This window comes from Flavobacterium silvisoli, assembly GCF_004329815.1.
GTDB lineage: Bacteria > Bacteroidota > Bacteroidia > Flavobacteriales > Flavobacteriaceae > Flavobacterium > Flavobacterium silvisoli.
Genome location: NZ_SJPE01000002.1, coordinates 173,546 through 197,839 on the forward strand (window position 1 = coordinate 173,546; position 24,294 = coordinate 197,839).

At 39.6% G+C, this 24,294-nt stretch carries 22 protein-coding genes and 1 tRNA gene; 11 read left to right on the forward strand and 12 right to left on the reverse strand.

Annotation, left to right across the window (positions count from 1 at the left end; genetic code table 11):
• The first annotated feature begins 67 nt into the window (after positions 1–67).
• Genes EZL74_RS03135 through EZL74_RS03145 form a run of 3 tightly spaced genes read left to right on the forward strand, consistent with a single transcriptional unit; the run spans position 68 to position 2,119 of the window.
• Positions 68–865 (forward strand): undecaprenyl-diphosphate phosphatase, encoded by a 798-nt coding sequence (locus tag EZL74_RS03135; RefSeq protein ID WP_131475132.1) that lies wholly within the window; start codon positions 68–70, stop codon positions 863–865.
• Positions 865–1,566: a tRNA pseudouridine(55) synthase TruB gene (truB, locus tag EZL74_RS03140; RefSeq protein WP_131475133.1), complete on the forward strand. Its 702-nt coding sequence runs from the start codon at positions 865–867 to the stop codon at positions 1,564–1,566. The genes EZL74_RS03135 and truB overlap by 1 nt, the downstream gene beginning before the upstream one ends.
• Complete coding sequence (locus EZL74_RS03145) at positions 1,556–2,119, forward strand: hypothetical protein (RefSeq protein WP_131475134.1); 564 nt, start codon at positions 1,556–1,558, stop codon at positions 2,117–2,119. The genes truB and EZL74_RS03145 overlap by 11 nt, the downstream gene beginning before the upstream one ends.
• Here EZL74_RS03145 and EZL74_RS03150 read toward each other — a convergent pair.
• A complete protein-coding gene (locus EZL74_RS03150; protein ID WP_131475135.1) occupies positions 2,116–2,718 on the reverse strand; it encodes a thioredoxin family protein in 603 nt (200 codons plus the stop codon). The two genes, EZL74_RS03145 and EZL74_RS03150, sit on opposite strands and share 4 nt — an antisense overlap.
• Before the next feature lie 189 nt (positions 2,719–2,907).
• On the opposite strand from EZL74_RS03150, the gene pyrH reads away from it, so the two are divergent.
• The 3 genes from pyrH to EZL74_RS03165 all read left to right on the forward strand — a co-directional run bounded on the left by pyrH (position 2,908) and on the right by EZL74_RS03165 (position 6,836).
• The gene (gene pyrH / locus EZL74_RS03155; RefSeq protein WP_131475136.1) at positions 2,908–3,615 is read left to right on the forward strand and encodes a UMP kinase; all 708 of its coding nucleotides are present in this window, start codon (positions 2,908–2,910) and stop codon (positions 3,613–3,615) included.
• Between the two features lie 83 nt (positions 3,616–3,698).
• Complete coding sequence (gene frr / locus EZL74_RS03160; RefSeq protein ID WP_131475137.1) at positions 3,699–4,259, forward strand: ribosome recycling factor; 561 nt, start codon at positions 3,699–3,701, stop codon at positions 4,257–4,259.
• Between the two features lie 84 nt (positions 4,260–4,343).
• Positions 4,344–6,836: a DUF5686 and carboxypeptidase-like regulatory domain-containing protein gene (locus EZL74_RS03165; protein WP_131475138.1), complete on the forward strand. Its 2,493-nt coding sequence runs from the start codon at positions 4,344–4,346 to the stop codon at positions 6,834–6,836.
• A gap of 5 nt (positions 6,837–6,841) precedes the next feature.
• Here EZL74_RS03165 and EZL74_RS03170 read toward each other — a convergent pair whose 3' ends face one another.
• Positions 6,842–9,112: a cation:proton antiporter gene (locus EZL74_RS03170; protein ID WP_131475139.1), complete on the reverse strand. Its 2,271-nt coding sequence runs from the start codon at positions 9,110–9,112 to the stop codon at positions 6,842–6,844.
• A gap of 186 nt (positions 9,113–9,298) precedes the next feature.
• Between EZL74_RS03170 and EZL74_RS03175 the strand changes: the two genes are divergently transcribed.
• The 4 genes from EZL74_RS03175 to EZL74_RS03190 all read left to right on the forward strand — a co-directional run bounded on the left by EZL74_RS03175 (position 9,299) and on the right by EZL74_RS03190 (position 15,387).
• Positions 9,299–11,719 carry an efflux RND transporter permease subunit gene (locus tag EZL74_RS03175; protein ID WP_131475140.1) on the forward strand — a complete coding sequence of 807 codons (2,421 nt, stop codon included), beginning with the start codon at positions 9,299–9,301 and terminating at the stop codon, positions 11,717–11,719.
• A gap of 69 nt (positions 11,720–11,788) precedes the next feature.
• Complete coding sequence (gene asnS / locus EZL74_RS03180; protein ID WP_131475141.1) at positions 11,789–13,234, forward strand: asparagine--tRNA ligase; 1,446 nt, start codon at positions 11,789–11,791, stop codon at positions 13,232–13,234.
• Between the two features lie 73 nt (positions 13,235–13,307).
• Positions 13,308–14,771, forward strand: coding sequence for an RNA polymerase factor sigma-54 (gene rpoN, locus EZL74_RS03185; RefSeq protein ID WP_131475142.1), 1,464 nt, complete (start codon positions 13,308–13,310; stop codon positions 14,769–14,771).
• Positions 14,772–14,781: 10 nt separating this feature from the next.
• Positions 14,782–15,387: a hypothetical protein gene (locus EZL74_RS03190; protein ID WP_131475143.1), complete on the forward strand. Its 606-nt coding sequence runs from the start codon at positions 14,782–14,784 to the stop codon at positions 15,385–15,387.
• Here the strand turns inward: EZL74_RS03190 and EZL74_RS03195 are convergent.
• The 5 genes from EZL74_RS03195 to EZL74_RS03215 all read right to left on the reverse strand — a co-directional run bounded on the left by EZL74_RS03195 (position 15,382) and on the right by EZL74_RS03215 (position 19,395).
• Entirely contained in the window at positions 15,382–16,077 is a 696-nt protein-coding gene (locus tag EZL74_RS03195) for a porin family protein (protein ID WP_161971684.1), read from the reverse strand. The genes EZL74_RS03190 and EZL74_RS03195 overlap by 6 nt on opposite strands.
• 186 nt (positions 16,078–16,263) lie before the next feature.
• A tRNA-Ser gene (locus EZL74_RS03200) sits at positions 16,264–16,350 on the reverse strand.
• Positions 16,351–16,409: 59 nt separating this feature from the next.
• Entirely contained in the window at positions 16,410–17,438 is a 1,029-nt protein-coding gene (locus EZL74_RS03205) for an asparaginase (RefSeq protein WP_131475144.1), read from the reverse strand.
• The gene (locus EZL74_RS03210; protein WP_131475145.1) at positions 17,428–18,564 is read right to left on the reverse strand and encodes a 1-acyl-sn-glycerol-3-phosphate acyltransferase; all 1,137 of its coding nucleotides are present in this window, start codon (positions 18,562–18,564) and stop codon (positions 17,428–17,430) included. Before EZL74_RS03210 ends, EZL74_RS03205 begins: the two co-directional genes overlap by 11 nt.
• A gap of 63 nt (positions 18,565–18,627) precedes the next feature.
• On the reverse strand, positions 18,628–19,395 hold the full coding sequence (locus tag EZL74_RS03215; RefSeq protein ID WP_131475146.1) for a TatD family hydrolase: 768 nt from the start codon (positions 19,393–19,395) through the stop codon (positions 18,628–18,630).
• 103 nt (positions 19,396–19,498) lie between these two features.
• On the opposite strand from EZL74_RS03215, the gene EZL74_RS03220 reads away from it, so the two are divergent.
• On the forward strand, positions 19,499–19,936 hold the full coding sequence (locus EZL74_RS03220; protein WP_131475147.1) for a retropepsin-like aspartic protease: 438 nt from the start codon (positions 19,499–19,501) through the stop codon (positions 19,934–19,936).
• On the opposite strand, the gene EZL74_RS03225 is transcribed toward EZL74_RS03220, so the two are convergent.
• The 5 genes from EZL74_RS03225 to EZL74_RS03245 all read right to left on the reverse strand — a co-directional run bounded on the left by EZL74_RS03225 (position 19,911) and on the right by EZL74_RS03245 (position 24,261).
• A complete protein-coding gene (locus EZL74_RS03225) occupies positions 19,911–21,218 on the reverse strand; it encodes a TCR/Tet family MFS transporter (protein ID WP_131475148.1) in 1,308 nt (435 codons plus the stop codon). The genes EZL74_RS03220 and EZL74_RS03225 overlap by 26 nt on opposite strands.
• Positions 21,219–21,517: 299 nt before the next feature.
• Positions 21,518–21,955, reverse strand: a complete 438-nt coding sequence (locus EZL74_RS03230; RefSeq protein ID WP_131475149.1) for a hypothetical protein — start codon at positions 21,953–21,955, stop codon at positions 21,518–21,520.
• Positions 21,956–21,996: 41 nt separating this feature from the next.
• The gene (locus EZL74_RS03235) at positions 21,997–22,551 is read right to left on the reverse strand and encodes a hypothetical protein (protein WP_131475150.1); all 555 of its coding nucleotides are present in this window, start codon (positions 22,549–22,551) and stop codon (positions 21,997–21,999) included.
• A 29-nt stretch (positions 22,552–22,580) separates the two neighbouring features.
• Positions 22,581–22,847, reverse strand: coding sequence for a hypothetical protein (locus EZL74_RS03240; RefSeq protein ID WP_131475151.1), 267 nt, complete (start codon positions 22,845–22,847; stop codon positions 22,581–22,583).
• 58 nt (positions 22,848–22,905) lie between these two features.
• Positions 22,906–24,261 carry a T9SS type A sorting domain-containing protein gene (locus EZL74_RS03245; protein ID WP_131475152.1) on the reverse strand — a complete coding sequence of 452 codons (1,356 nt, stop codon included), beginning with the start codon at positions 24,259–24,261 and terminating at the stop codon, positions 22,906–22,908.
• Positions 24,262–24,294: the final 33 nt, after the last annotated feature.

Sequence of the window (24,294 nt, forward strand, 5' to 3'; positions counted from 1 at the left end):
AGACCCTTCTTACCACATTACTTAAATCTAAAAATCTAATTATCTAAAAATCTAACCATCTAAATAAATGGATTACATTCAAGCCGTTGTATTGGCTATTATAGAAGGCATCACCGAGTTTTTGCCCATTTCTTCGACGGGGCATATGATTATTGCCTCTTCTTTTTTTGGAATTGCTCATGACGATTTTACCAAATTATTTACGGTAGTGATTCAGTTGGGCGCCATCCTTTCGGTAGTGGTTTTGTACTTCAAACGCTTTTTTCAAACGCTCGATTTTTATTTCAAATTATTCGTGGCTTTTGTACCGGCAGTGGTTTTTGGTTTGCTTTTCAGCAAAAAGATTGACGCTTTATTGGAAAATCCGGTAACGGTTGCCATCTCACTATTGTTGGGAGGTATTATTTTACTGAAAGTGGATGGTTGGTTTACCGATAAAGAAGAAACACAAGAGACCGAAAAAATAAGTTATGCTACCGCTTTAAAGATAGGATTGTTCCAATGTTTGGCCATGATTCCGGGGGTCTCCCGAAGCGGGGCGAGTATCATTGGCGGAATGTCGCAAAAACTATCCCGAACTACAGCTGCTGAGTTCTCCTTTTTTCTGGCTGTACCCACCATGTTGGGCGCAACCGTAAAAAAATGTTACGACTACTATAAAGATGGTTTCGTATTGTCGCACGAGCAAATCAACTTTTTGATTATTGGGAATATTGTGGCTTTTATAGTAGCAATGTTGGCCATCAAATCATTCATCGGATATTTATCAAAACACGGCTTTAAAATGTTTGGCTATTACCGAATTGCAGCCGGATTGGCCATCCTCATCATTCATTACTTTGTATTACAATTAACCACTATTTAATGAGTGCCGAAGATTTCTTAGAAGGGCAAGTACTTTTGATTGACAAACCGCTTACCTGGTCTTCTTTTCAGGCGGTTAATAAGTTAAAATACATACTCAAACGAAAATACGATCTTCCCAAAAAATTTAAGATTGGTCATGCCGGAACCCTGGATCCTTTGGCTAGCGGATTACTGATTGTTTGCACCGGAAAGTTTACCAAAAAAATTACGGAAATTCAAAGTCAGGCCAAAGAATACACCGGAACCATAATTGTGGGTGCCACTACACCTTCGTATGACATGGAAACAGAAGTGAATGCAACATTCCCAACAGAACATATCACGGGGGCTCTGATTTTAGAAACCGTCAACCATTTTTTAGGCGAAATTGATCAAAAACCACCGGTGTTTTCTGCTATCAAAAAAGATGGCGTTCGCATGTACGAACATGCCCGCACCGGCGCCGAAGTTGAAATTCAGGCGCGAAAAACCACTATACACGAATTTGAGATTACGCGCATAGCCTTACCCGAGATTGACTTCAGAGTGAAATGCAGCAAAGGAACTTACATCCGTTCTTTGGCTTTTGACTTCGGAAAAGCACTGCATTCTGGGGGTTATTTGTCTGTTTTGCGACGAACCAAAATCGGAGACTATGCTGTTGAGCATGCGGTTACTCCACAGGAATTTGAGCAAAAAATCAATTCAGATGAAAGCTAAGCTTCTTTTTTTGGTGTTGTTTGCCGTTCAATTTGGGTTTGCCCAAGAGGAAGAAGTAAAACGCAAACGGTTTATCGAAGACCCAAAACCATTCTATAAAAAATTTGAACTTTCAACTCCCTTAAAAGTAAACCAATATGCCGGTGAGATTAACCCCTATACTGGTGAAAAAGAAACTTGGTTTTTACCCGATGGCATAACAGCCCGTGCCGGAATTGGCTCTCACTTTGACAAATGGATTGGAGCTGGCATGAATATCGGAATCGACTGGAAAGGAAACCGCTGTTTAGTTGTAGTTCCAATCTTTGGCTCTATTCGCCTAAGCCCACAAATTACAGAAGAATTGCGCATCACTTCCGAAGTTGGTTATGGCAGAGCACTATCACTCAGCAGTGACAAACTATCGGGAAATTTTAAAAAAATAAGCTTGGGAATCGAAGACGAGGAAAATGGTCTCGGAATTTATATTGAATTGTGTCAATATGGTTTTGCCAAATACACTCCCGAAAGAATTGGCAGCTTCTTGATTGGACTAAACTGTGTCATTTTTTAGTTAATCTTCTCCATCAAATCAATAATTTCCTGTTGAATAGACAATCCTTTATCATGGAAATACCACATATGCAATTCGGCTTTCCCTTTTTCGTCCACCATACCGTGTTGTGCTTTATAGTCTAAAATGAGTTGTTTGGCTCCCTGAGGTCTTGGCCCGAAATCACCCAAAACTTCTAATGTGTTTTTATCTAAAACTATTAACTTAGGAACTGATCTGGTACCGTTAGTCAGAAACAAATTCATCAACTCTTCATTCTCGTCGCGAAACACCATCTTTAAATCGATGTGAGCTGAGACTTCTGCCATTTTATGAATAACCGGAACAATTTGTGCCGAATCGCCACACCAACCTTCAGAAATAACCAACCAGATGTAATCCTTTTTTAAGTGGTTCAGTTTAGCTGCGTTTTCTTCAGCAATCTGTATCGTTTTTTCCAAACGGTTCATTCTGGTCTCGTTCAATTCAGTATAGTGTAACAAGGCTTCCGACTGCTCATTTCCTGTAACTTTTCCTTCGGATAACAAGGTTGTAATCCGGTTTCTGTATTCAGTATAAGACATGCTTTTGAGCAAGCTGTTTTCGATAATATTTTTCATAAATGATGTTTTTTCGGATGCGAAGTTACAAAACCAATAAATCAAAAAAGGTGATAAATGTTACCAAACATTATTTTTATCGAATACACTAAAAAAACAGAATATGTTTATATTTGCATCACAAAAATCTCTCTATGACTTGGGCGAAGGCAAAAGCATGAGGCATATAAACAAACTTAAACACGACGAATGAAATACAAAAGAATTCTTCTAAAACTAAGCGGTGAAGCATTAATGGGTGAAAGACAATACGGAATTGACCCAAAAATACTAGCCGAATATGCCGATGAAATTAAACAAATTCATGACAAAGGCGTTGAAATTGCCATAGTAATCGGCGGTGGAAATATTTTTAGAGGAGTAGCCGGAGCCAGTAACGGTATGGATCGCGTGCAAGGAGATTATATGGGAATGCTGGCAACCGTAATTAACGGTATGGCCTTGCAGGGTGCCTTGGAAGACAAAGGAATGCTGACCCGTTTGCAAACAGCCTTGAAGATTGAAGCCATCGCTGAGCCATACATCAAACGAAGAGCGGTACGTCATTTAGAGAAAGGACGAATTGTTATTTTTGGTGCCGGTACAGGAAACCCGTATTTTACAACTGATACGGCTGCCGTTTTAAGAGGTGTTGAAGTAAATGCCGATGTGATTTTAAAAGGAACCCGAGTTGATGGTATTTATGATTCAGATCCTGAGAAAAATGCTAATGCCGTGAAATTCGACAGCATTTCATTTGACGATGTTATCAAAAAAGGATTGAACGTAATGGACACAACCGCTTTCACCTTAAGTCAGGAAAACGAACTACCTATAGTGGTTTTTGATATGAATAAAAAAGGGAATCTGATGAAAATTTGCGAAGGCGAAAACGTCGGAACCGTAGTTAAAATATAGATTGGTTTAAACAAATAGATTACCGGACAACTTAAAACGTGTCTGACAATCTGAAAATCCAACTTTCTGATAATCTGATAAAAATGGAAGAAATAGAATTTATTTTAGACAGCACCAAAGAATCAATGAATGGTTCAATTGCGCATTTGGAAAAAGAATTTTTGAACATCCGTGCCGGAAAAGCTTCGCCGCAAATGCTAGGCGGTGTGTTTGTAGATTATTATGGCTCGCAAACTCCGTTATCGCAAGTAGCCAACATTAACGTGCCCGATGCCCGAACCATTACCGTTACTCCTTGGGAAAAATCGATGTTGCATCCTATAGAAAAAGCTATTATGGTGGCTAATTTAGGTTTCAACCCCATGAACAATGGAGATAACATCATCATCAGTGTTCCGGCATTGACAGAGGAAAGACGCCGTGATTTGGTTAAACAAGCCAAAGCTGAAGCAGAAGATGCTAAAATAGGGATTCGAAATGCGCGTAAAGATGCCAATACCGAAATCAAAAAATTAGAAAAAGAAGGTGCTTCGGAAGATGTTTGCAAATCAGCCGAAGAAGACGTACAAAAACTAACCGATGCCTTCATCAAAAAAATAGACGAACACTTGGCTATCAAAGAAGCCGAAATTATGAAAGTGTAACTTTGTTAATTCGATATTAAAATCCGCTCTTTGCGGATTTTTTTATTCCTACTTTTGTAGCAGATTTGTGCCAATTTATTTAAAATGAAGCAACTGTTTATTTGGTTTATCTTTTTGTCTTTGTCGCTTCAGGCCCAAATTCAGGTCAATGGAATTATAAAAGATGCCGATACCAAAAAAGCGCTGCCGTTTGCAACCCTAATAACCGAAACGGGATTTACAACCATATCTGATGTGGATGGTAAATTTCAGTTCTCCTTGCCTGCTCAGCCCGAAACGCTTACAGTTTCTTATGTAGGTTACACCACCCGAACCATTTCTCTTTTTGAAAAAAAATCATTTTTCACCATTTTGCTATCGCCCAAAACTGATGTATTGAAAGAAGTAGTGGTGTCTAACGAAAATCCGGCAAACGGCATTATTGCTAAAGTCATTCAACAACGAGAAAACAACAACCCGGAAAAAAAACTGTCCACTTTTCAATTTAAATCTTATAACAAATTATTGGTGACTGCCAATCCCGACTCGATTATCGGAAAAATTGATACGCTTTTTGCCGATGCGGCAACCAAGGACAAAATCATCAAAATTGATTCTTCCGATTACAAATTCAAGAAAATCATCACTAAGCAGCATTTATTTTTAACCGAAAAAATATCGCAATTTCAGTTTGAAAGACCTCTATTAAAAGAAACTATTATCGGCACTAAAATGGCCGGTTTTAAAGAGCCCATATACGAACTGCTTGGATTCAATCTGCAATCTTTTTCGGTTTACGACGAGAAGTATGAACTTTTTGAAACCAAGTATAAAAGTCCGATTGCCGCCAAAGCCCTCAAAGAATACCGCTATAAAATTTTAGACACCACCCGTATTGATTACCGTACCGTTTGGATGATTTATTTCAAAAACAAAATAAGTTCCAAAGGGTTAGAAGGACTGCTTTATGTTGATACCGAAAATTACGCGGTTGCTAAGGCCGTAATGCGGATTCGCGGGGTTTTAGACATCACCGGAATTCATGAATTCAAATACCTGCCACAAGAAAAAGTATGGTTTCCTATTCGCAAAAATTTTAAAATCGTAAAAGGAAAGAGCAAAGAACCCATCACTGTTTTGGGTGGCCGAATCGAATTTACAGCTGAAGACGAAGATGAAAAAAACGGCTCTCCTAAAAACGCCTCCGACTTTACTTATCTGGCTTCAGAAATGCATGTTTTTGATTTAAAAGTCAATAACAATCTTAAAATTAAGAAGTCGTCCATCGCCATTGATGTGAAACCAAATGCCAACACACGGGATGAAGCTTTTTGGCAACAAAACCGAATCGACAGTCTGGATGTGCGCAGCGAAAGGACTTATTTTGTTTTAGACAGTGTGGTTACCAAACAAAAAATAGAAAAAAAAATTAGATTTGGCCGCAAAATCATCAACGGATACGCACCGTTTGGCCCCATTGATTTTGATTTGCGTTACCTGTTGAGCTACAATAATTTCGAAGGATTTCGCTTAGGCTTGGGCGGAATTACCAATGAACTGTTTTCTAAAAAATTCCGCATCGAAGGATATACGGCCTATGGCTTAAAAGACGAGACTTTTAAATACAATTTAGGAGCTGCTTTAAGAATCGGCAACGCTTCCGGCACGTGGATTGGTGGTGCTTATACTGATGATGTTCGTGAGATTGCGAGTACCACTTTTGCCACCGATAAAAGGGTTTTCAAGCTGTATGACCCCAGACCCATCAATATCAGCACTTTTTACAACCACCAAACCTGGCGGGGGTATATAGAAACCAAAATCATCCCGAAAACCGAAAGCATCTGGCAACTGACGTACAGCAACATTAATCCGATGTTCAACTACACGTTTGATTACGACGGAAAATTGTACCGCGATTTTACCATGACCACCGCTCAGTTTTCGATACAGTGGAACCCGTTTAGCGATTACATGCAAACGCCCAATGGCCGAATAGAATACGGAAAAAGGTTTCCGAGGTTTGCGCTGCAATTCACCAAATCTATTCCGCGTCTTTTAAATAATGATTTTGATTTCAGCAAAATTGATGCACGAATTGAGTACGAAAAAAAATATTTGAACGGACAAAAATCAGAAGTTTTGATACAGGCCGGGTATTCGTTGGGAGCTATACCGTTGACGCATTTGTACAACACTTCTCCCAACAACCTCACCAAAGACAATTTGCTGCAACGCATAACTATTTCGGGCAAAAACAGTTTTGAAACGATGTATTTCAACGAATTTTTCTCGAGCGAATTTGTGATGCTGCAATTCAAACACGGCTTCAAACGCGTCGAATTATTCCCCAAAGTAAAACCCTCGTTGGTCTTGGTCAGCCGCATGGTTTGGGGAAATATGAAAAATCCGGAGCGTCACATCGGTATTGATTATAAAACCCTCGATCAGGGATTATTTGAATCGGGGATTGAGCTGAACCAAATATACAAAGGGTTCGGATTAACCGGATTTTACCGTTACGGGCCCAACCAACTGAGCCGTTTGGAAGACAACTTGGCCGTGAAACTGAGTTTTGTTTTCGATTTTGGATTTTAATTCCGTTATGGTTTGATAATTAATACCGACGGAATATCGGTTAGCCAAGTTACCTCATCATCAACCAGTTTTTTCCAGGTTTCCAGACTGAAAATCACCAAATCCTGTTCGGACAAAACCGGTTTGCTTATTTTTTCCGGGTTAATCACTTTTATATTACTCGGATGTTTTTGTTCCAGGGCATTCAAAGCATTTTCAATAATGAAGTTGTTTTTGGTTTGCTTGTGGTTTTCCAATATGGTTACATGCGAATCATTATTGAAAATTAATTTTTGTGCATAGTCAATCAGAAACACATCGCCTATGGTGTACACTCCAACAAAAACCTTATCAACGCGGTGCAAATCTTTATCAATTAAAATCCCCAGCGGTGTTTTGGTTTTCGAAATAATCAAACGGGTTCTGTCATCAAAAGGAGAGTTTTCAAACAAACCTTCTTTCCCTTTGAATTTGTCCAAAAGTCTGTCCGGATTAATGATTCGGGAGGTAAACCCAAGTACTTTTCCCAACAACGTGCCTTCGAAAATGGACTTTCCTAATCCCACCAAAACAAAATCGTATTTTCCTTCCGCGGCAATATCAGCAATATCGGATTCCATGTCTCCGGTGGCTTTGAAAATCGTGGTAATTTCCTGATTCAGCTTCTTCGACTCTTTAAAAATAGGTTCAAAAACTTCGGTTTCGTATTCTGACAAATTGTAAGAGTGCATCTCATCGCTGTTGGATAAATGCATGGCGGTTACATTGGCCGTTTCTGCTTGTTTTTTGACTAAACTGTTGGCCAAACGCAGTAATGATTTTCCCTTTTCGTTGTTTCCGAAAGAAATCAGGATTTTGAATTCACTATTCTTTTTGACTTCAGAAGGAATAATTACGTCTTTGGTTTTGAATATAAAATTGATGATATCGAGTGCCGGGCCGGTCATGAACGTAGTAACCAAAGCCATAATCACCATCATGGTAAATATTTTAGGCGAAAGCACTCCCAGTTCATAACCAATATTCAACACAACCAATTCCATCAAACCTCTGGTATTCATCAAAGCTCCGATGGTCAAACTGTCGCGCCAATTCTGACCCACAAATTTGGCTGCCAAAGCGCTTCCGAAAAATTTTCCGGCAACGGCAACGGCTATAATACATCCGGTAACTTTCCATAAATAGGGTTCGTTGATCAAGCCTATTTCCGTACGCAATCCGGTGAAAACGAAAAACAAAGGCAATAATAAAATCACCGAAACGTCTTCTACTTTTTCAATAAAAACATTTCTGAATCTGGAGATGTCGGGCATGATAGACCCCATCATGAAAGCCCCGAACAGCGCATGGATCCCGATTACTTCAGTCAAATAAGCCGAAACAATCAACGTCAGGAGAAAAATGGCTACAACCGGTTTTTTGATATTGTCCTTTTTGGCATATAAATCTCCGACGCGCTTTAAAAACGGTTTAACCACAAAAAGCATCAGTAAAACATATAATATCGCCAACCCGATTACGTACAACGAACTCACAAAACTTCCTGCTTTTACAATGGCTATAACCACCGCCAGTATACACCAAGCCGTAATATCATCGGCAGCGGCGCAGGTAATCACAATAGTTCCTAAACGCGTTTTGTGAATGCCGCGTTCCTGAACAATTCGGGCCAAAACCGGAAATGCCGTGATACTCATGGCAATTCCCATAAACAGTCCAAAGGATAAAAACTCAACTCCGGCCGGCGCAAATTGGTGGTAAATAAAGTAAGACAGTCCGATTCCCATAGCAAACGGAATCACTATACTGGCATGACTGATGACAACCGCATCGTTGGCTTTGTTTTTCAGAACTTTTAAGTCGAGCTCCATACCAATGACAAACATGAAGAGGATTAATCCCACTTGACTCAGCAATTGTAAATTCCCCAACGAGTCTACCGGAAACAGCGCTTCTTTAAAATCGGGAAAATACAATCCAAAAAGCGACGGCCCGAGAACAATACCTGCAATAATTTCGCCTATCACAGTCGGCTGACCAATTTTTCGGAATATCCACCCAAAAATACGGGCGATTAAAACGATGGTAATGATTTGGAAAAGCAATAAAGCCAGCGGATGTTTGAGGTTATGAAACAGCGAGGAAAGAAACTGTGCCCATTGGCTGTCAGACGAAGAAGGAGAAATAATTTTTCGCCCTACCTCTAATAGTTTTCCCTGTTCCACTATCCAATACATTAAGGCCGTAAAACCACCGGTAATGACTAAATAGAATAATGTGTTTTTTAAATTTCTCATTCTATTGATTATGCTGTTATGCTTACAAAGATGCTAAAAAGCAATGTATTTTTTTTAGTTTTTTTTCTGCTCTTAACAATAATTTAAATTATGGTCTTAAAGGCTTGTTAAATTAAGGAAAACTTTAGCAAATACTACTGCACATGCTATGGTTTTAATTACCTTTGCAGCCCATTTAGATTTTTTATGAAAAAGTTGTTAGGCATTGGTTTTTGGGAATTTATCGCCCGAATAATCCTGAGAAACAGAATTGCCATTATAAGTTCCATTATTTTACTCACGGTGCTGCTTGCCTTGCAGTGGAAACATGTGCGTTTTACTCAAACTGAAGCCAATCTAATTCCGGCAGATGACAAAGTAAATGTGGACTACAATAATTTCCTCTCCCATTTTGGCGAAGAAGGTAATTTGATTGTAATCGCTACAAAAGACAACCATTTATTCACCCCGAAAATTTACAAAGCCTGGAGTGAGTTAATGCACACTATTCAATCAAACAAAGCTGTTAGTCTTGTCATTTCGGTAGACAACCTGCAAAAACTGGTTAAAAACGATTCGTTGGTGTCTTTTGAACTGAAGCCGTTGGTAGACCAGAGCAAAGTTCAGGATCCTGCTTATTTAAAACAAATTCAACAAGAATTATACTCGAAATTGCCCTTTTATGAAGGGTTATTATTCAACAAAAAATCGGGAGCCATCCGTTCTGCTATTTATTTAGATAAAAAAATCGTAAACACCAAAGCCCGAAAACTATACATATTGAATGAGTTGATTCCGGCTATAAACAAATTCAAAGCGGCAACCAATATAGAGCTCCACACCTCCGGAATGCCCTATATCAGAACCCTGAATGCCAAAACGATTATCGATGAGATTGGCTTATTCATTGGAGCGGCTTTACTGATTACTTCACTTATTTTCTTTTACTTTTTCCGTTCTTTCCGTGCCACTTTAATTTCCATCATCATTGTAATCATTGGAGTGATGTGGTCTTTCGGAATCATGGGCGCCTTAGATTATGAAATCACCGTACTCACCGCTTTAGTGCCTACATTGGTAATCGTAATCGGGATACCGAATTGTATTTTCTTTATCAATAAATACCATCAGGAATACCACAAACATTCCAACAAAGCCAAAGCGCTTCAACGCGTAATCACCAAAACCGGAACCGCCACATTGATGACCAATATTACTACCGCGGTTGGTTTTGCTACTTTTATTGCTACAAATAATGTGTTGTTGAGAGAATTCGGAGTTGTCACCACTATCAACATTTTGGCGATATACACCTTGAGTTTATTGTTGATTCCGATATTCTTCAGTTATATTCCGCCTCCAATCCCACGCCATTTGGGCCATTTGGAACGCGAATCTCTGACTTCTTTTTTAAGATGGATAGTAAACACCGTGAAATACAATCGTCTTGGTGTATACATCACATCCATCTGTTTATTGATTTTTGGTATGATTGGTATCTATAAAATCAAGATTTCGGGGAGTATCATTGAAGATATGCCGAAGCATACCGCTTTTTTTGAAGACATTCGTTTCTTTGAAAAAGAATTTGACGGAGTAATGCCTTTGGAAATCATGATTGACACCAAAAAGAAAAACGGTGCTATAAAGCTTTCCAATTTGAGAAAAATGGAAGAATTGGAACACACCATAAACGACATTCCCGAGCTTTCAAAACCCATTTCGATTGTGAATATTGCCAAAAGTTTCAATCAGGCTTATTACAACGGCAACCCCGAGTTTTACACATTACCTTCCCCACAGGAAGAACTATTTTTATTGCCTTACATCAAAAATTCATTAAAAAAAACAAAAGACAATCAACTCAAAAGCTACATCACTTCTGACGGAAGTATAGCCCGAATGACTACGTTTATAAAAGATGAAAACGGCGAAAAAATGGATGCCATCGAAGCACACATCCGTAACAAAGTCAACAAGTTGTTTCCTGAACCGAGATATGAAGTCATTATTACCGGAAAAGCCTCTGTATTTCAAAAAGGAACCAAGTATTTGTTAGACAACCTGCTTTCCTCTTTATTGTTCGCCTTTTTCCTTACCGGAGCGTTGGTAGCCATCATGTTCCGTTCTTTCAAAATGGTTTTGGTTTCCATCATTCCCAACCTACTCCCGCTGCTGATGACGGCCGGATTGATGGGCTTCTTGGGTATTCCGCTCAAACCTTCAACTCTTTTGGTTTTCGGAATTGCTTTCGGAATGTCGGTTGATGACACTTTGCGCTTTTTGGCTCAGTACCGATTGGAATTGTCGCGAAACGAATGGAAAATCAAAAGATCAGTATTTGCCACCTTTGATGATGCGGGAATCAGCATGTTCTACACCTCTATCATTTTGTTTTTCGGATTCTCGGTATTCATGTTATCCAGTTTTGGAGGTACAGTAGCGCTTGGTGGTTTAGTAGCCCTAACCTTGTTCTTTGGTATGCTATCCAATTTGGTTTTATTGCCTTCATTGGTACTGACCCTAAACAAAACACTGGCCAACCAACAGGAATTGCCCGAACCTACCATCGACATTTGGGAACATTCGGATGAAGAAATCGACGAACTCGAAATGAAGAATAAATAATTTATATTTGCGTTTGTATTGAGGACAATCAGTATCCTCAATCCTAAATTTTAAAATCCTTATTCTAAAATGAAACATTCAAAAGTTAAAGACTTACTAAACAGCACGAAAACGAACTATGAAGTAACTGTAAAAGGTTGGGTAAGAACTTTTAGAAATAATCAGTTTATTGCGTTGAACGATGGTTCGACTATCCATAATTTGCAGTGTGTGGTTGATTTTGAAAACACACCCGAAGAAACCCTAAAACGAATCAATACGGGGACAGCTGTAGCTTTGACAGGAAATTTGGTAGAAAGCCAAGGTGCCGGACAAAAATATGAAATCCAAGTTACTCAACTGGAAATCCTGGGCGATTGCGACGCGGAAAAATTCCCGATGCAGCCCAAAAAACATTCCTTGGAATTCCTCAGGGAAAATGCGCATTTACGCGTAAGAACCAATGCCTTCGGAGCCATCATGCGCGTTCGTTCGGTATTGGCACATGCAGTGCACACTTATTTTCAGGAACGGGGCTTTGTGTATGTAAATACGCCTATCATCACCGGTGCCGATGCTGAAGGCGCAGGAGAAATGTTCCAAGTAACTTCTATGCCGTTAGACAGTTTACCAAAAACAGAAGACGGACAAATCAATTACAAAGAAGATTTCTTCGGAAAACACACCAATTTGACTGTTTCAGGCCAGTTAGAAGCCGAAACTTATGCTATGGCCTTGGGTCAGGTATACACGTTCGGGCCTACATTCCGTGCCGAAAACTCAAACACTTCACGTCACTTGGCAGAGTTTTGGATGATTGAACCTGAAGTAGCATTCAATGACTTGACCGACAACATGGATTTGGCAGAAGACTTCATCAAGTTTGTCATACAATATGCTGTTGAGCGATGTGCCGATGATTTGAAATTCTTAGAAGGAAGATTGCTCGACGAGGAAAAACAAAAACCACAAGCCGAAAGAAGTGAAATGACGTTGTTGGAAAAGTTAAACTTCGTGTTGAACAATGATTTCAAACGCGTTTCATATACTGAGGCGATTGCAATTTTAAGAGAGTCTACTCCGAATAAAAAGAAAAAATTCCAATACCTGATTGAAGAATGGGGTGCCGATTTACAAAGTGAACACGAGCGTTATTTGGTAGAAAAACACTTCAAATGTCCGGTAATTTTGTTCGATTATCCAGCCAAAATCAAAGCCTTTTACATGCGCTTGAACGACAATACCGAACCGGGTAAAGAAACCGTTCGCGCTATGGATATTTTATTTCCGGGCATTGGTGAAATCGTTGGCGGTTCGCAAAGAGAGGAACGCTACGATGTGTTGATTGAAAAAATGAAAGCCATTGGCATCGATGAAGAAGAATTATGGTGGTATCTGGATACACGTCGATTTGGTTCGGCAGTACATTCAGGTTTCGGACTTGGGTTTGAGCGTCTGGTTCTTTTCGTAACCGGAATGACCAACATCCGCGACGTGATTCCGTTCCCGAGAACGCCACAAAATGCTGAATTCTAAAACATGATTTTGCAGATTCGGTTATCGGTTCAACATGACTCATAACCGAATCCATACATAACAAAGTAAACCCATGCTTAAGCAGTTCCTAAATCTAAAGTTATCTCAAAAATTATCTCCTCAGCAGATACAGCTGATGAAGTTAATTCAATTGCCTACGCAGGCTTTTGAACAAAGATTGAAAGAGGAATTGGTCGAAAATCCGGCTTTGGAAGTTGGCAAAGAAGACGAAGAGTTATACGAAAAAGACGAGTTTGACAACAACGATGAGTACGATGATTTCGAAGGTACAGAAAGCATTGATACCGAAATCAACATTGATGAATACCTGAGCAACGACGAAACTCCCGACTATAAACTTCAGACCAACAACTACAGTGACGATGACGACGAACGCGAGATTCCGTTTGCCGAATCTGTAAGTTTTCATCAGGATTTAATAAATCAACTCAACACCTTTATCCTTACCGAAGAAGAGCGCAGTATTGCGGAATTTTTGATAGGAAGCCTTGACGATGACGGATATTTGCGCAGAAGCATCACCGATATAGTGGATGACATGGCTTTTACTCAAGCTATTTATACCGAAGAAAAAACCGTTGAAAAAATACTCCACATCATCCATGAGTTAGAACCATCAGGAGTTGGTGCAAGAGATTTACAAGAATGTTTGCTGTTACAACTCAAACACAAAACACCAACGGAATATGTGGAACTGGCCATTGACATACTCGAAAATCAGTTCGATGCCTTTACTAAAAAACACTACGAAAAACTATTACAACGATACGAAATATCTCAGGAACGACTGAAAAAAGCGATTGAAGAAATTGAAAAGCTCAATCCAAAACCGGGCGGTTCTTTTGACAGCAGCAACCGCGTGGTAGAACAAATCGTTCCCGACTTTGCTATTCGCATCGTAGATGGAGAACTGGAGTTGTCATTAAACGGGCGAAACGCTCCGACGCTGCATATTTCAAAAGATTATCAGGAAATGTTGCAAACGTACAAAGACTCGCGCGACAAATCGAGCTCACAAAAAGATGCTGTACTTTTCATCAAACAAAAACTCGATTCGGCCAAATGGTTCATAGATGCCATTCGTCAGCGTCAGGAAACGTTATTTGTTACCATGAATGCCATCATGCATTTTCAGCAGGAATATTTCCTTGACGGCGATGAAACCAAGCTCAAACCGATGATTCTGAAAGACATTGCCGATATGGTTGGATTAGACATTTCAACCGTTTCACGCGTGGCCAACAGTAAATATGTTGACACACCTTATGGCACCAAACTCATTAAGGAATTCTTTTCGGAAGCCATGAAAAATGATCAAGGCGAAGATGTTTCAACTTTGGAAATCAAAAAAATCCTGAAAACCGTGGTTGAAGAAGAAGACAAAAGCAAACCGCTTCCGGATGATCAGTTGGCTGAAATTTTAAAAGAAAAAGGGTATCCCATTGCCCGAAGAACCATTGCCAAGTATCGTGAATTATTAGATATTCCGGTTGCCCGGATGCGTAAGAAGATTTAAAGACAGTGCATTGAAAAAAATCCTTCCTTTTTTTTCCTACCTCTTTCACCCTATTTTCATTCCGTTATTGGGCACCGTTTTTTATGTCATGCTGGATGGGCACTATTTTACCATGATGCAGTATGTGCTTCTTTTTCTGCAAATCATCATCATTACTTTTCTGTTGCCCATCGCTTTTTTTTACTTGTTACGAACGTTCGGAAAGTTAGACAGCATAATGCTTTCGGATATAGCCCACCGGAAAATACCGTTACTGCTGCAGATGATGTTGTTTACCATTCTGATTGAAAAAAGCATCACTATTGACCGTTTTCCGTCTTTGTATTTTTTCTTTTTAGGAGGATTGTTCAGTACGTTGGCAGCCTTTTTATTGTTATATGCCAAAATAAAAGCCAGCATTCACATGATTGGTATGAGTGCCCTGACCGTTTTTATTATTGGCTTAAGTTTAAAAAATGAAATCAACACCATCAATCTGGTGACTTTTTTTGTCATCATGAACGGATTGGTAGCTTCTTCCCGTTTAGCCATGAAAGCACACACCAACAGCGAATTGTTAATTGGATTTTTGTGTGGCGCTTTACCCCAACTTATACTGCTGTATTTTTGGCTATAAAATATAAAACATCAATCCAAAATTAGCCGTATTCATGTCGATGGACTGCCCGTCTATTTTAGCTGAAGATTTAAACAACGGATTCAAACCGTAATAAGCATAAATATTCCAGGTATTCCAACCCGTAGCGAGGTAAACCCCATAGTGGAAATCATTTAAATCCTTATTGTTGGTTTGTTTGAAAGTGCCCTCCGATGAAATCAATTTGTATTGGTCATAAAAGAGATAACTCAGTTTAACCCCAAAATGGATGCGCCAAAATTTATGACTTTCGGGGGTGGCATCTCGCCATCTTAACTCTATAGGAAGGTCAACAAAATGCAGCGAAAGTTTATCTTTAGAATAAGTAATGCTATTAGAATTCAGAATTTGGTATGTGTTAACCCCATTAACCTCCGTAATACCCATATTTTGATTGTAAATGGCCAACGTATATCCCAATCCCGCAGCCACCGACCAAGTTCGTTTTTTATTAAAAGGCATGTCACGCAAAAATCCGCCTGAAAGTCCGGTCGAAAATTTATTTTGTCTTAGTCCGGAAGGGCCTTTCTGAAGTATGTTATACGATACGTTTAAGTAAAACTGATCTTCACGATAAAGCGAATCGGGTGCATCAAAATCGGCTTCAACATTTTGAGCAGCCATACAAAAGGTCATGAAAAAAGCGATAAAAACAAATTTGATTTGCATAACTGTCGTATCCTGTTAAGCGAAAGTACTGTTTTTCGTTAGAAAAACCAAAAGGGCGATGGGATTACCTATAGCGATTCCCTTAGGAAGTTGTTAAAAAAATACGGCTTCTTCTAACCTTTACCAGTTTTATTTCCAAAGTTTTAAAACAAAAATGCGCTTCTTTCGAAAGCGCATTTTTTTTAGCAGAGAGGATGGGATTCGAACCCACGATGCAGTTGCCCACATACAAACTTTCCAGGCTTGCTCCTTCAACCACTCGGACACCTCTCTTTTTGGTGTTGCAAATAACAACAAATTTTTTCAGTAAAAAAAGTTAGTTTGGCAATTTATTATTGCATTTCTCCACGCAATGATGTTTCAAAAATGGTTTTGAAAACAGCCGGTGCGACATTTTGTCCCAAGAGATACATGAGCTTGGTCACGGCGGCTTCGGTGGTTATATCTTTACCCGAAATCACTCCGATTTTTTTGAGCTGTGTACTGGTTTCGTATTGACCCATATTAACACTTCCGCCCGAACATTGTGTAACATTAACAACGTGTAAACCGCTTTTGATAGCCTTTTTTAAAACCTGTATAAACCAATCCTCAGAAGGCGCATTCCCCGAACCGTAGGTTTCCAAAATAATTCCTTTCAGGTTTGGAATACTCAAAATAGAAGACAGTACAGCTTCATTCATCCCCGGAAACATTTTTACAATGACCACATTGTTATTCATGACTTTATGAACGACCAGCTTTTTGGCAGACTGTTTTTGCAGAATCGAATGGGTATCAATTTTTAAATGCACTCCCGACTCTGCCAATGGCGGATAGTTGGGCGAAGCAAAGGCATTGAAATGTTCGGCATTGATTTTTGTAGTTCGGTTACCCCGATACAATTTATATTCAAAATACAAACAAACTTCATGAATAACAGGTTTCCCTTTTTGCTGCAGAGATGCTATTTGAATGGCGGTAATCAGATTTTCTTTGGCATCGGTGCGCAAATCGCCTATGGGCAACTGAGAACCCGTAAAGACTACCGGTTTGCCTAAATTTTCGAGCATAAAACTCAACGCTGAGGCAGAATACGACATGGTGTCCGAGCCGTGTAACACCACAAAACCGTCAAAACGCTCGTAGTTTCCCTCAATGATGTCTGCAATCAACTCCCATTTTTCCGGATTCATATTAGAGGAATCGATGGGTTTCTCAAACGAAATGGTTTCAATATTACAATCCAACTGTTTGAGTTCGGGGATTTTCTGCAACAATTTTTTAAAATTGAAAGCCTTTAACGCACCGGTTTCAAAATCTTTCATCATTCCGATGGTTCCTCCGGTGTACAGGAGCAGTATGTTTGGTTTAGACAACATTCTGATATTTTGACTTGTTTACTACCGGATTAGCATACATGGCCAAAAAACTCTCAACCATTTGCGGGTTATTTTCATCTATTCTCATTTCAAGCCTGCGCTCGAATAACGATTTTTCATTTTCGGTATAACAATTCTTGTACTGGTCAGTTTTGTATAACAAATCGTAAGCAATATAATTGGTTGGCCACAGCATGTAACTTTGTAAAATAGAGTCGTCTATGACTTGTGCCAATGCCTGAATTTGCTTGTTGATATTATCAAATTCGGCGGCAATTACATCAAACTCCTTATCCAAAACATCGCCTATGTGAATGTGAATGCGTTTCTTTTGTCCGATGATTCCGCTCAGGAGCGTTACAAAATCTTCATTTTTTTCTTTAATGTAGATTTCATTTTTGGCTTCTGCAATGAGTTGTGGCATTTTGAGAGCGTCAGTCGGGTCGTATTCATACGAAATAGAAACCGGCACTATCTTTATTTTCTTGAAATAATCGAGCATGTTGGATTCATCCGAACCCATAGCCAACATTTTCAGCACGCCTGAATGTGTTGCGTCATTGCCGTCTTTGGTTCTTCCTTCACGTTGGGCAATCCACACCGAACGGTTTTCCCGAAGCAACAGCTGTCCGATGTATTCCGACATCAATTTGGAACTTTCCAACAATTCTCTTGGCGGCAAACCTCGTTGCACCACAAAGTTTCTGTTGAGTTTGGATAACGTTTTCAGAAAAGATTTTTTAACCAAATTGTCTCCGATAGCCGATGCAGTCATCACCAAACCGTGATCAAACAACGCTACATTCAACAGCGATGTATCTAATATAATATCGCGGTGGTTGGATATGAAAAGATAAGACGTGTTGGGATGTAGTTTTTCAAAACCCGAAGTGGTTAACCCTTCAGAGCTTTTGGCCAAAACTTTTTGAATCGATTGGTAAATAAAATTACACTGAAAATCGCGAATAGAATGGGTTTTCTTAAGTTGATTTTTCCATACTTCTTCGTCTACATCAGGAAATGTAAAATCCATTAATGCCTTCATCATCGGGTGATTGACAGCAGACTGAATGGCTTCATTCACTTCGGCGTCGTAAAAAGGACGAATTTTGTCAAATTTCTGCATCTTGGCTTACAATTTTGAAAAACAAATGAACAAAAAAAAACTCAATTTTTGACGATTTCTGTATTAAATCCCAAAAACAGTTTTTGAATTTTCGGTAGTGATTCGGGCAATTTCCTCCAGGGGCAATTGGTAAATCTGCGCCAGTTTTTCGGCCACTAATTTGGTGTAACTGCTTTCGTTGCGTTTACCCCGAAAAGGAACAGGTGCCAAATAAGGCGAATCGGTTTCTAAAACAATATGCTGTAAATCAATTTCATTTAAAAACTGGTCAATCTTTCCGTTCTTGAATGTGGCTACTCCGCCAATGCCGAGTTTCATATTCAAGTCGATGGCTCTTTTGGCCTGACCGAAATCGCCGGTAAAACAGTGAAAAATTCCAAATAAATCTGTGGCTTTTTCGCTTTCCAGAACTTCAAAAACCTCATCAAAAGCATCACGACAGTGAATGTTTATAGCGAGTTTGTGCTTTTTGGCTAACTGAATTTGGTACTGAAATGCGTGCTGCTGTTCCTTCAAAAAAGTTTTGTCCCAAAACAGATCGATCCCGATTTCGCCCACAGCATAAAACGTTTTTCGGCTCAATTCGGCTTCAACATGTGCTAATTCTTCCTGATAATTTTCTTTCACATACGTTGGGTGCAACCCCATCATCAAAAAAACATGTTTCGGAAACTGACGTTCCAACGCATACATTTTTGAAGTGTAATGGGAATCGATTGACGGCACAAAAAAACGAGAAACCCCATTATTGATGGCCCGCTGAATCATTTCGGTGCGATCCTGATCAAATTCTTCGGAATACAAATGGGTATGGGTATCGGTTAAAATCATGATAAAAACGACTGAATTTCTGCGGGGCTAAGGTACTAAGTTTATACCGATTTTATTTAGGATACATCGATTTTAGATTATTTTTGAGCCTCAATACAATGCTATGAAAAACCTGCAGGAATTACTGAAAAAAGAAAAGTACAAGAAAATCAATTTTAAAGTTTCCAAAACCCAGCATTTACTAATTAAAGCTAAGATTAACGGGGTATCCGGGAGTTTTATTCTGGACACCGGAGCCAGCAACAGTTGTGTAGGTTTTGACAGTGTGGATTATTTCAAACTCAAAGCAGGCAAATCCAAAACCAAGGCTTCGGGGGCTGGTGCCACGGGCATGATGACTCAAATTGCCAAAAACAACGCGCTCCAAATCGGCCGCTGGAAGACCGAAGAATTTCATTTGATTATTTTTGATATGTCACACGTAAACGAAGCTTTACGTCAGTACAAAGCCAAACCGGTTCACGGCATTATTGGTGCCGATATACTGCTCGAAGGTAAAGCCATCATTGATTATTTTAATCATTGTTTGTATCTGAAGTAAAATGCCTTTTCAGTGAATAATAAGCCAAGAAAGTACTCATTAGCATCAAGAAGCTGCCTAGAATAAAAGGTGCTCCGGGCAATTGGAACGGCGCTTCTTTGTGGGTAAAAAAGTAAAACGTATTGGTCATCATGGGCGGACCGAGAATAGCGGAAGCACTCATCAAACTCGCCAAAGTTCCCTGAATTTCTCCCTGTTCATTAGGCGGTACTTTACCCGATATAACCGATTGCAACGCAGGTCCGGCTATTCCACCCAGGCAATACGGAATCAAAAAGGTAAACATCATCCAACTTTCCGAGGCCAAAGCAAAGAGCAACATTCCAATAGTGTAAAGGGCCAAACCAATATAGATGCTTTTTTCATTTCCCAACCTTGGGCTGGTCCAGCGGATTAACCCTCCTTGCACTATGCCTACCAAAAGACCTACAACTCCGAGCGAAATTCCCACCATTTTTTCATCCCAGTGAAAGCGGTACATGGTATAAAAACTCCAATTGCTGTGTACCGCATGCGAACCTACATACAAAAGAAAAACTGCTAAAATCAACCCTATCAGAGAAGGATGCTTTTTCAAATTGAGCAAAGCTCCTACCGGATTGGCACGCTTCCATTCAAAAGCCCGTCGGTTCTCTTTTGAAAGCGATTCGGGCAAAATAAAATACCCGTATAAAAAGTTCAGCAAACACAATACAGCCGCTGCATAAAACGGCACCCGCGAACCATACTGTCCCAGCAAACCACCAATAACAGGACCAATAATGAATCCTAGTCCGAAAGCAGCACCTATCATTCCGAAATTTTTAGCCCTGTTTTCGGGAGTACTCACATCGGCTATGTAGGCAGAAGCTGTCGTGATGCTGGCTCCGGTAATCCCGGCTATAATCCTCCCCACAAACAACCACGCAATCGTGGGTGAAAAAGCCAGCAATAAATAATCCATCGCAAAAGCAAAAAGCGAAATCAGGATAATGGGTCGTCTTCCGTACTTATCACTCAAATTACCAATCAAAGGCGCACAAACAAATTGAGTTATGGCATACGCAAAAGTGAGCCAACCTCCGTATTTGGCAGCTTCGCTGATATCTCCGTGAATCAATTCGGCTATTAATTTAGGTATCACAGGAATAATAATCCCCCAGCCCGTAATATCAATCAGCATCGTGATAAAAATAAACCCTATGGCCGCTTGCTTTTTGTTTTGTTTCATGATTGAATTAATTTGGGCGTGCCCCGCCTTCGGCGGGTCGTGCTGTCCGCAGTACACGGTACTTGCTCCCATCACTCACGCGATTACAAAGAAAAGAAAAATCCCAAACACTAATCCTTCAGATGCTGAAAAACTACAACCGCAGCAATAGTAACCCGTTTTCAACTCTGGTAATTCATGTAACTCCATAAAAAAACCCAATGCAAAAGCACTGGGTTTTTCATTACAACTAAAATCTATTTAACCTATTGAATAAAATTAAATTTTAATGGCATTTTTTTCTGTTTGCTAATTTCAGTTAAAAAAATGGTATTCAAAACAAGGAAAAAACACCAGAGTTGAAACTTTGACGTAATTTCTCGCTATTGCTTTTATTTTATCTTTTCAATTTTACTTACCTCGATGTCACACCAGTCATCAAGTCCTCCTAATAATTCTCCGGTAACTCTTATTTTATCCCCGAGTTTTACTAACTGACCGTTTTGGTCATAAATCCTGACATCTTCCTCTGTATAACCGGAAGGAAGCAAGTCCATCATATTTTTCTTTTCGCCTTTGGTTTCGCTGTAGGTTTTAATTTTCAGAGCCGGAATCCTGTACTTTCCGCCCGGGGCCTCAAACGCCATGGTAACACTTCCTCCGGCACTGTAAAAATGATCGGGCAGACGTACTATCCCCTCACACATAACGATTTCATTTTTGTAGACTTTGTTGCAAAGCTCGGAAGCAGGCAAGAGTTTAGGGGTTTCCGAACCGCATGATGCTGCTGATACCAGTGATAAAATGGCCAGCCCTGTTGTAATTTTCATGTTTTATTTTTTAGATAGCTTGGGGTTATTTATTGTTTGAATTATTTATTGGTTTTTATTTTTTGCCACATATTTTCGTAACCCAATGCTACTTCGGGTGCGGCATTTTTAACGAACTCCATAATTTTGTGACGGTCATTTTCAGTTGCTTCGAATAAAGAAGGAAAAGCTTCGATTTCTTCTTTAAACAAACTGGTTTTAGCTCCTTTGCCTTCATAAGCAAAAGCGTAATTGTCCATTAAATACCGGGTTCTTTTTTTGACTATATAAAACCTTCCCATCTTATTCAAATTAATACTTTCGGACTTGTTGAATACTTTACCGGAATCGTTTTTGCAGTAAAAGACCATCGTTTTCCCATCAGATTCCGCTATTAATTTTACCTGATGACTGGTAAAATACACATACAGCCTCGAGCCAATCAAGAAGGCTCCGAAAACAAATAAAGACCCAATAATTGTAGTCCACCACGAAAACCCGTCTTTGACTAATTCGGCTGCAAAACTTATAACGCCGAAGGTACAAAGCAAAGCCGCCATAATGTATAAAATAAGTTTGTTGTTTCTTTTGATTAAGTTGATTTCAATATAATTCATGACTGTTTCATTTTTTTATTTCACAAAGATTAAGAGTGTCCAGTTGCCACGTAAAACATGAGCCAACCTATGCAACCCAGCAGCAAACGCCAGATTACTTTTTTTAATAAATCGTTTGACATCGAGACTCCTTTATCAAGGTTAGCATCCGTTTTTTCATTAGATGTTCCCAACTTCTTGGATAGTTTTGTTCCTGCAATGGCACTTAATGACAGTACATAAAGCAAGCCTGCCCACGCTGCATTTGCAAATCCGAAAAGCATCAACAGCATGCCTATTATTGATAGTGCTTCCATAGTTCATTAAGGTTTTATATAATTCAAATTGCTTTGCCAAAAAGCCGGATGGTAATTTTTATAGCTTAACAATCTTAACGGTTTTCAATTTGTCATTTGAGGTAACTTTCACCACATAAGTTCCCGATTGTAAACCTGAAGTATTCAAGGTTCCTTCGTTGGCATTGATGATTTCTGACAGCACTTCCTGTCCCAGTAAATTGAATATTGAAATAGTGCTGATTACTGCTTCAGAAGAAATGTTCAATACCTCTTTTACAGGGTTGGGATATATAGTTACCAAATCGTTTGAAACAAAATCTTTGGTTGCTAAGGCGGTACACTCTATCGGTGTGAAAGTACTTCTGCTGACTAAAGTACCATCTCCCAATTGTCCGAAATCATTTCGACCGGCAACGTAAAGAAAACCGTCCATATTAAGCAAAAGCGTGAATCGGTTCCCGATTGAAATTACAGCGCGATCAGTAGCAGTTCCTATTAAGGTAGGATTGTATTTGATAGCCGTAGTATTATCTCCTAATTGACCATAATCATTTAACCCCCAAGTAAAAAGTGAATGATTGGTGGTAATGACAGCCGTATGATAGGTTCCTGCCTGAACACTCAACGCCTGATCGAAAATAGGAGCCGGCACATTTTTATCCGTTCCTGTTCCGTCACCTAATACTCCGTAAAGATTTGAACCCCAGGTGTAAACCACACCGTTTGTTTTTTTGGCAATACTGTGATAACCTCCTGCTGCAAAATCCTGCCAATCGGTATCAGTCCCTATTTTATTAAAAGTAGTCTTGTCCTGATTGCTTCCAAGTCCTAATTGCCCGAATAGATTATACCCACAAGACCATAATGTGCCGTCAGTTTTTAAAGCCAAGGTATGACTGGTTCCTCCCGAAACTTCTTTCCAATTGGTATCGGTACCAACTTGTGTAGGAGTATTGCGGTTTGTATAACCGCCAACGCCTAATTGTCCTTTGTTATTTTCACCCCAAGACCAAAGCGTTCCGTTATTTTTTATGGCAAAAGCAGCATACGAACCCGCATCAATGGTTTTCCAGTCGGTATCTGTACCAACTTGGGTCGGCACATTTTTATTGACATTCGTACCGTCACCCACTTGCCCTTTGGTATTGGTTCCCCAAGCCCATAGCGTGCCGTTATTTTTCAGTGCTATTGAAAAACTGGCTCCAACAGAAATGCTTTTCCAATTGTTTTCTGTTCCTACTTGTGTGGGTGAGGTTTTGTCGGTATTCGAACCTATTCCTAATTCTCCGCTGGTATTAGTCCCCCAGGCCCAAAGCGTACCATCGCTTCGTAAGGCTAAACTGTGAGTAGTTCCCGCACTGATTTTTTGCCAACATTGTCCAAATGATGTAAAGCTTATCGTTAATAACAGCAGCGTAATTTTTTTCTTCATTTCGTTTCGTTTTTCACCTGATTTTTGATTTCA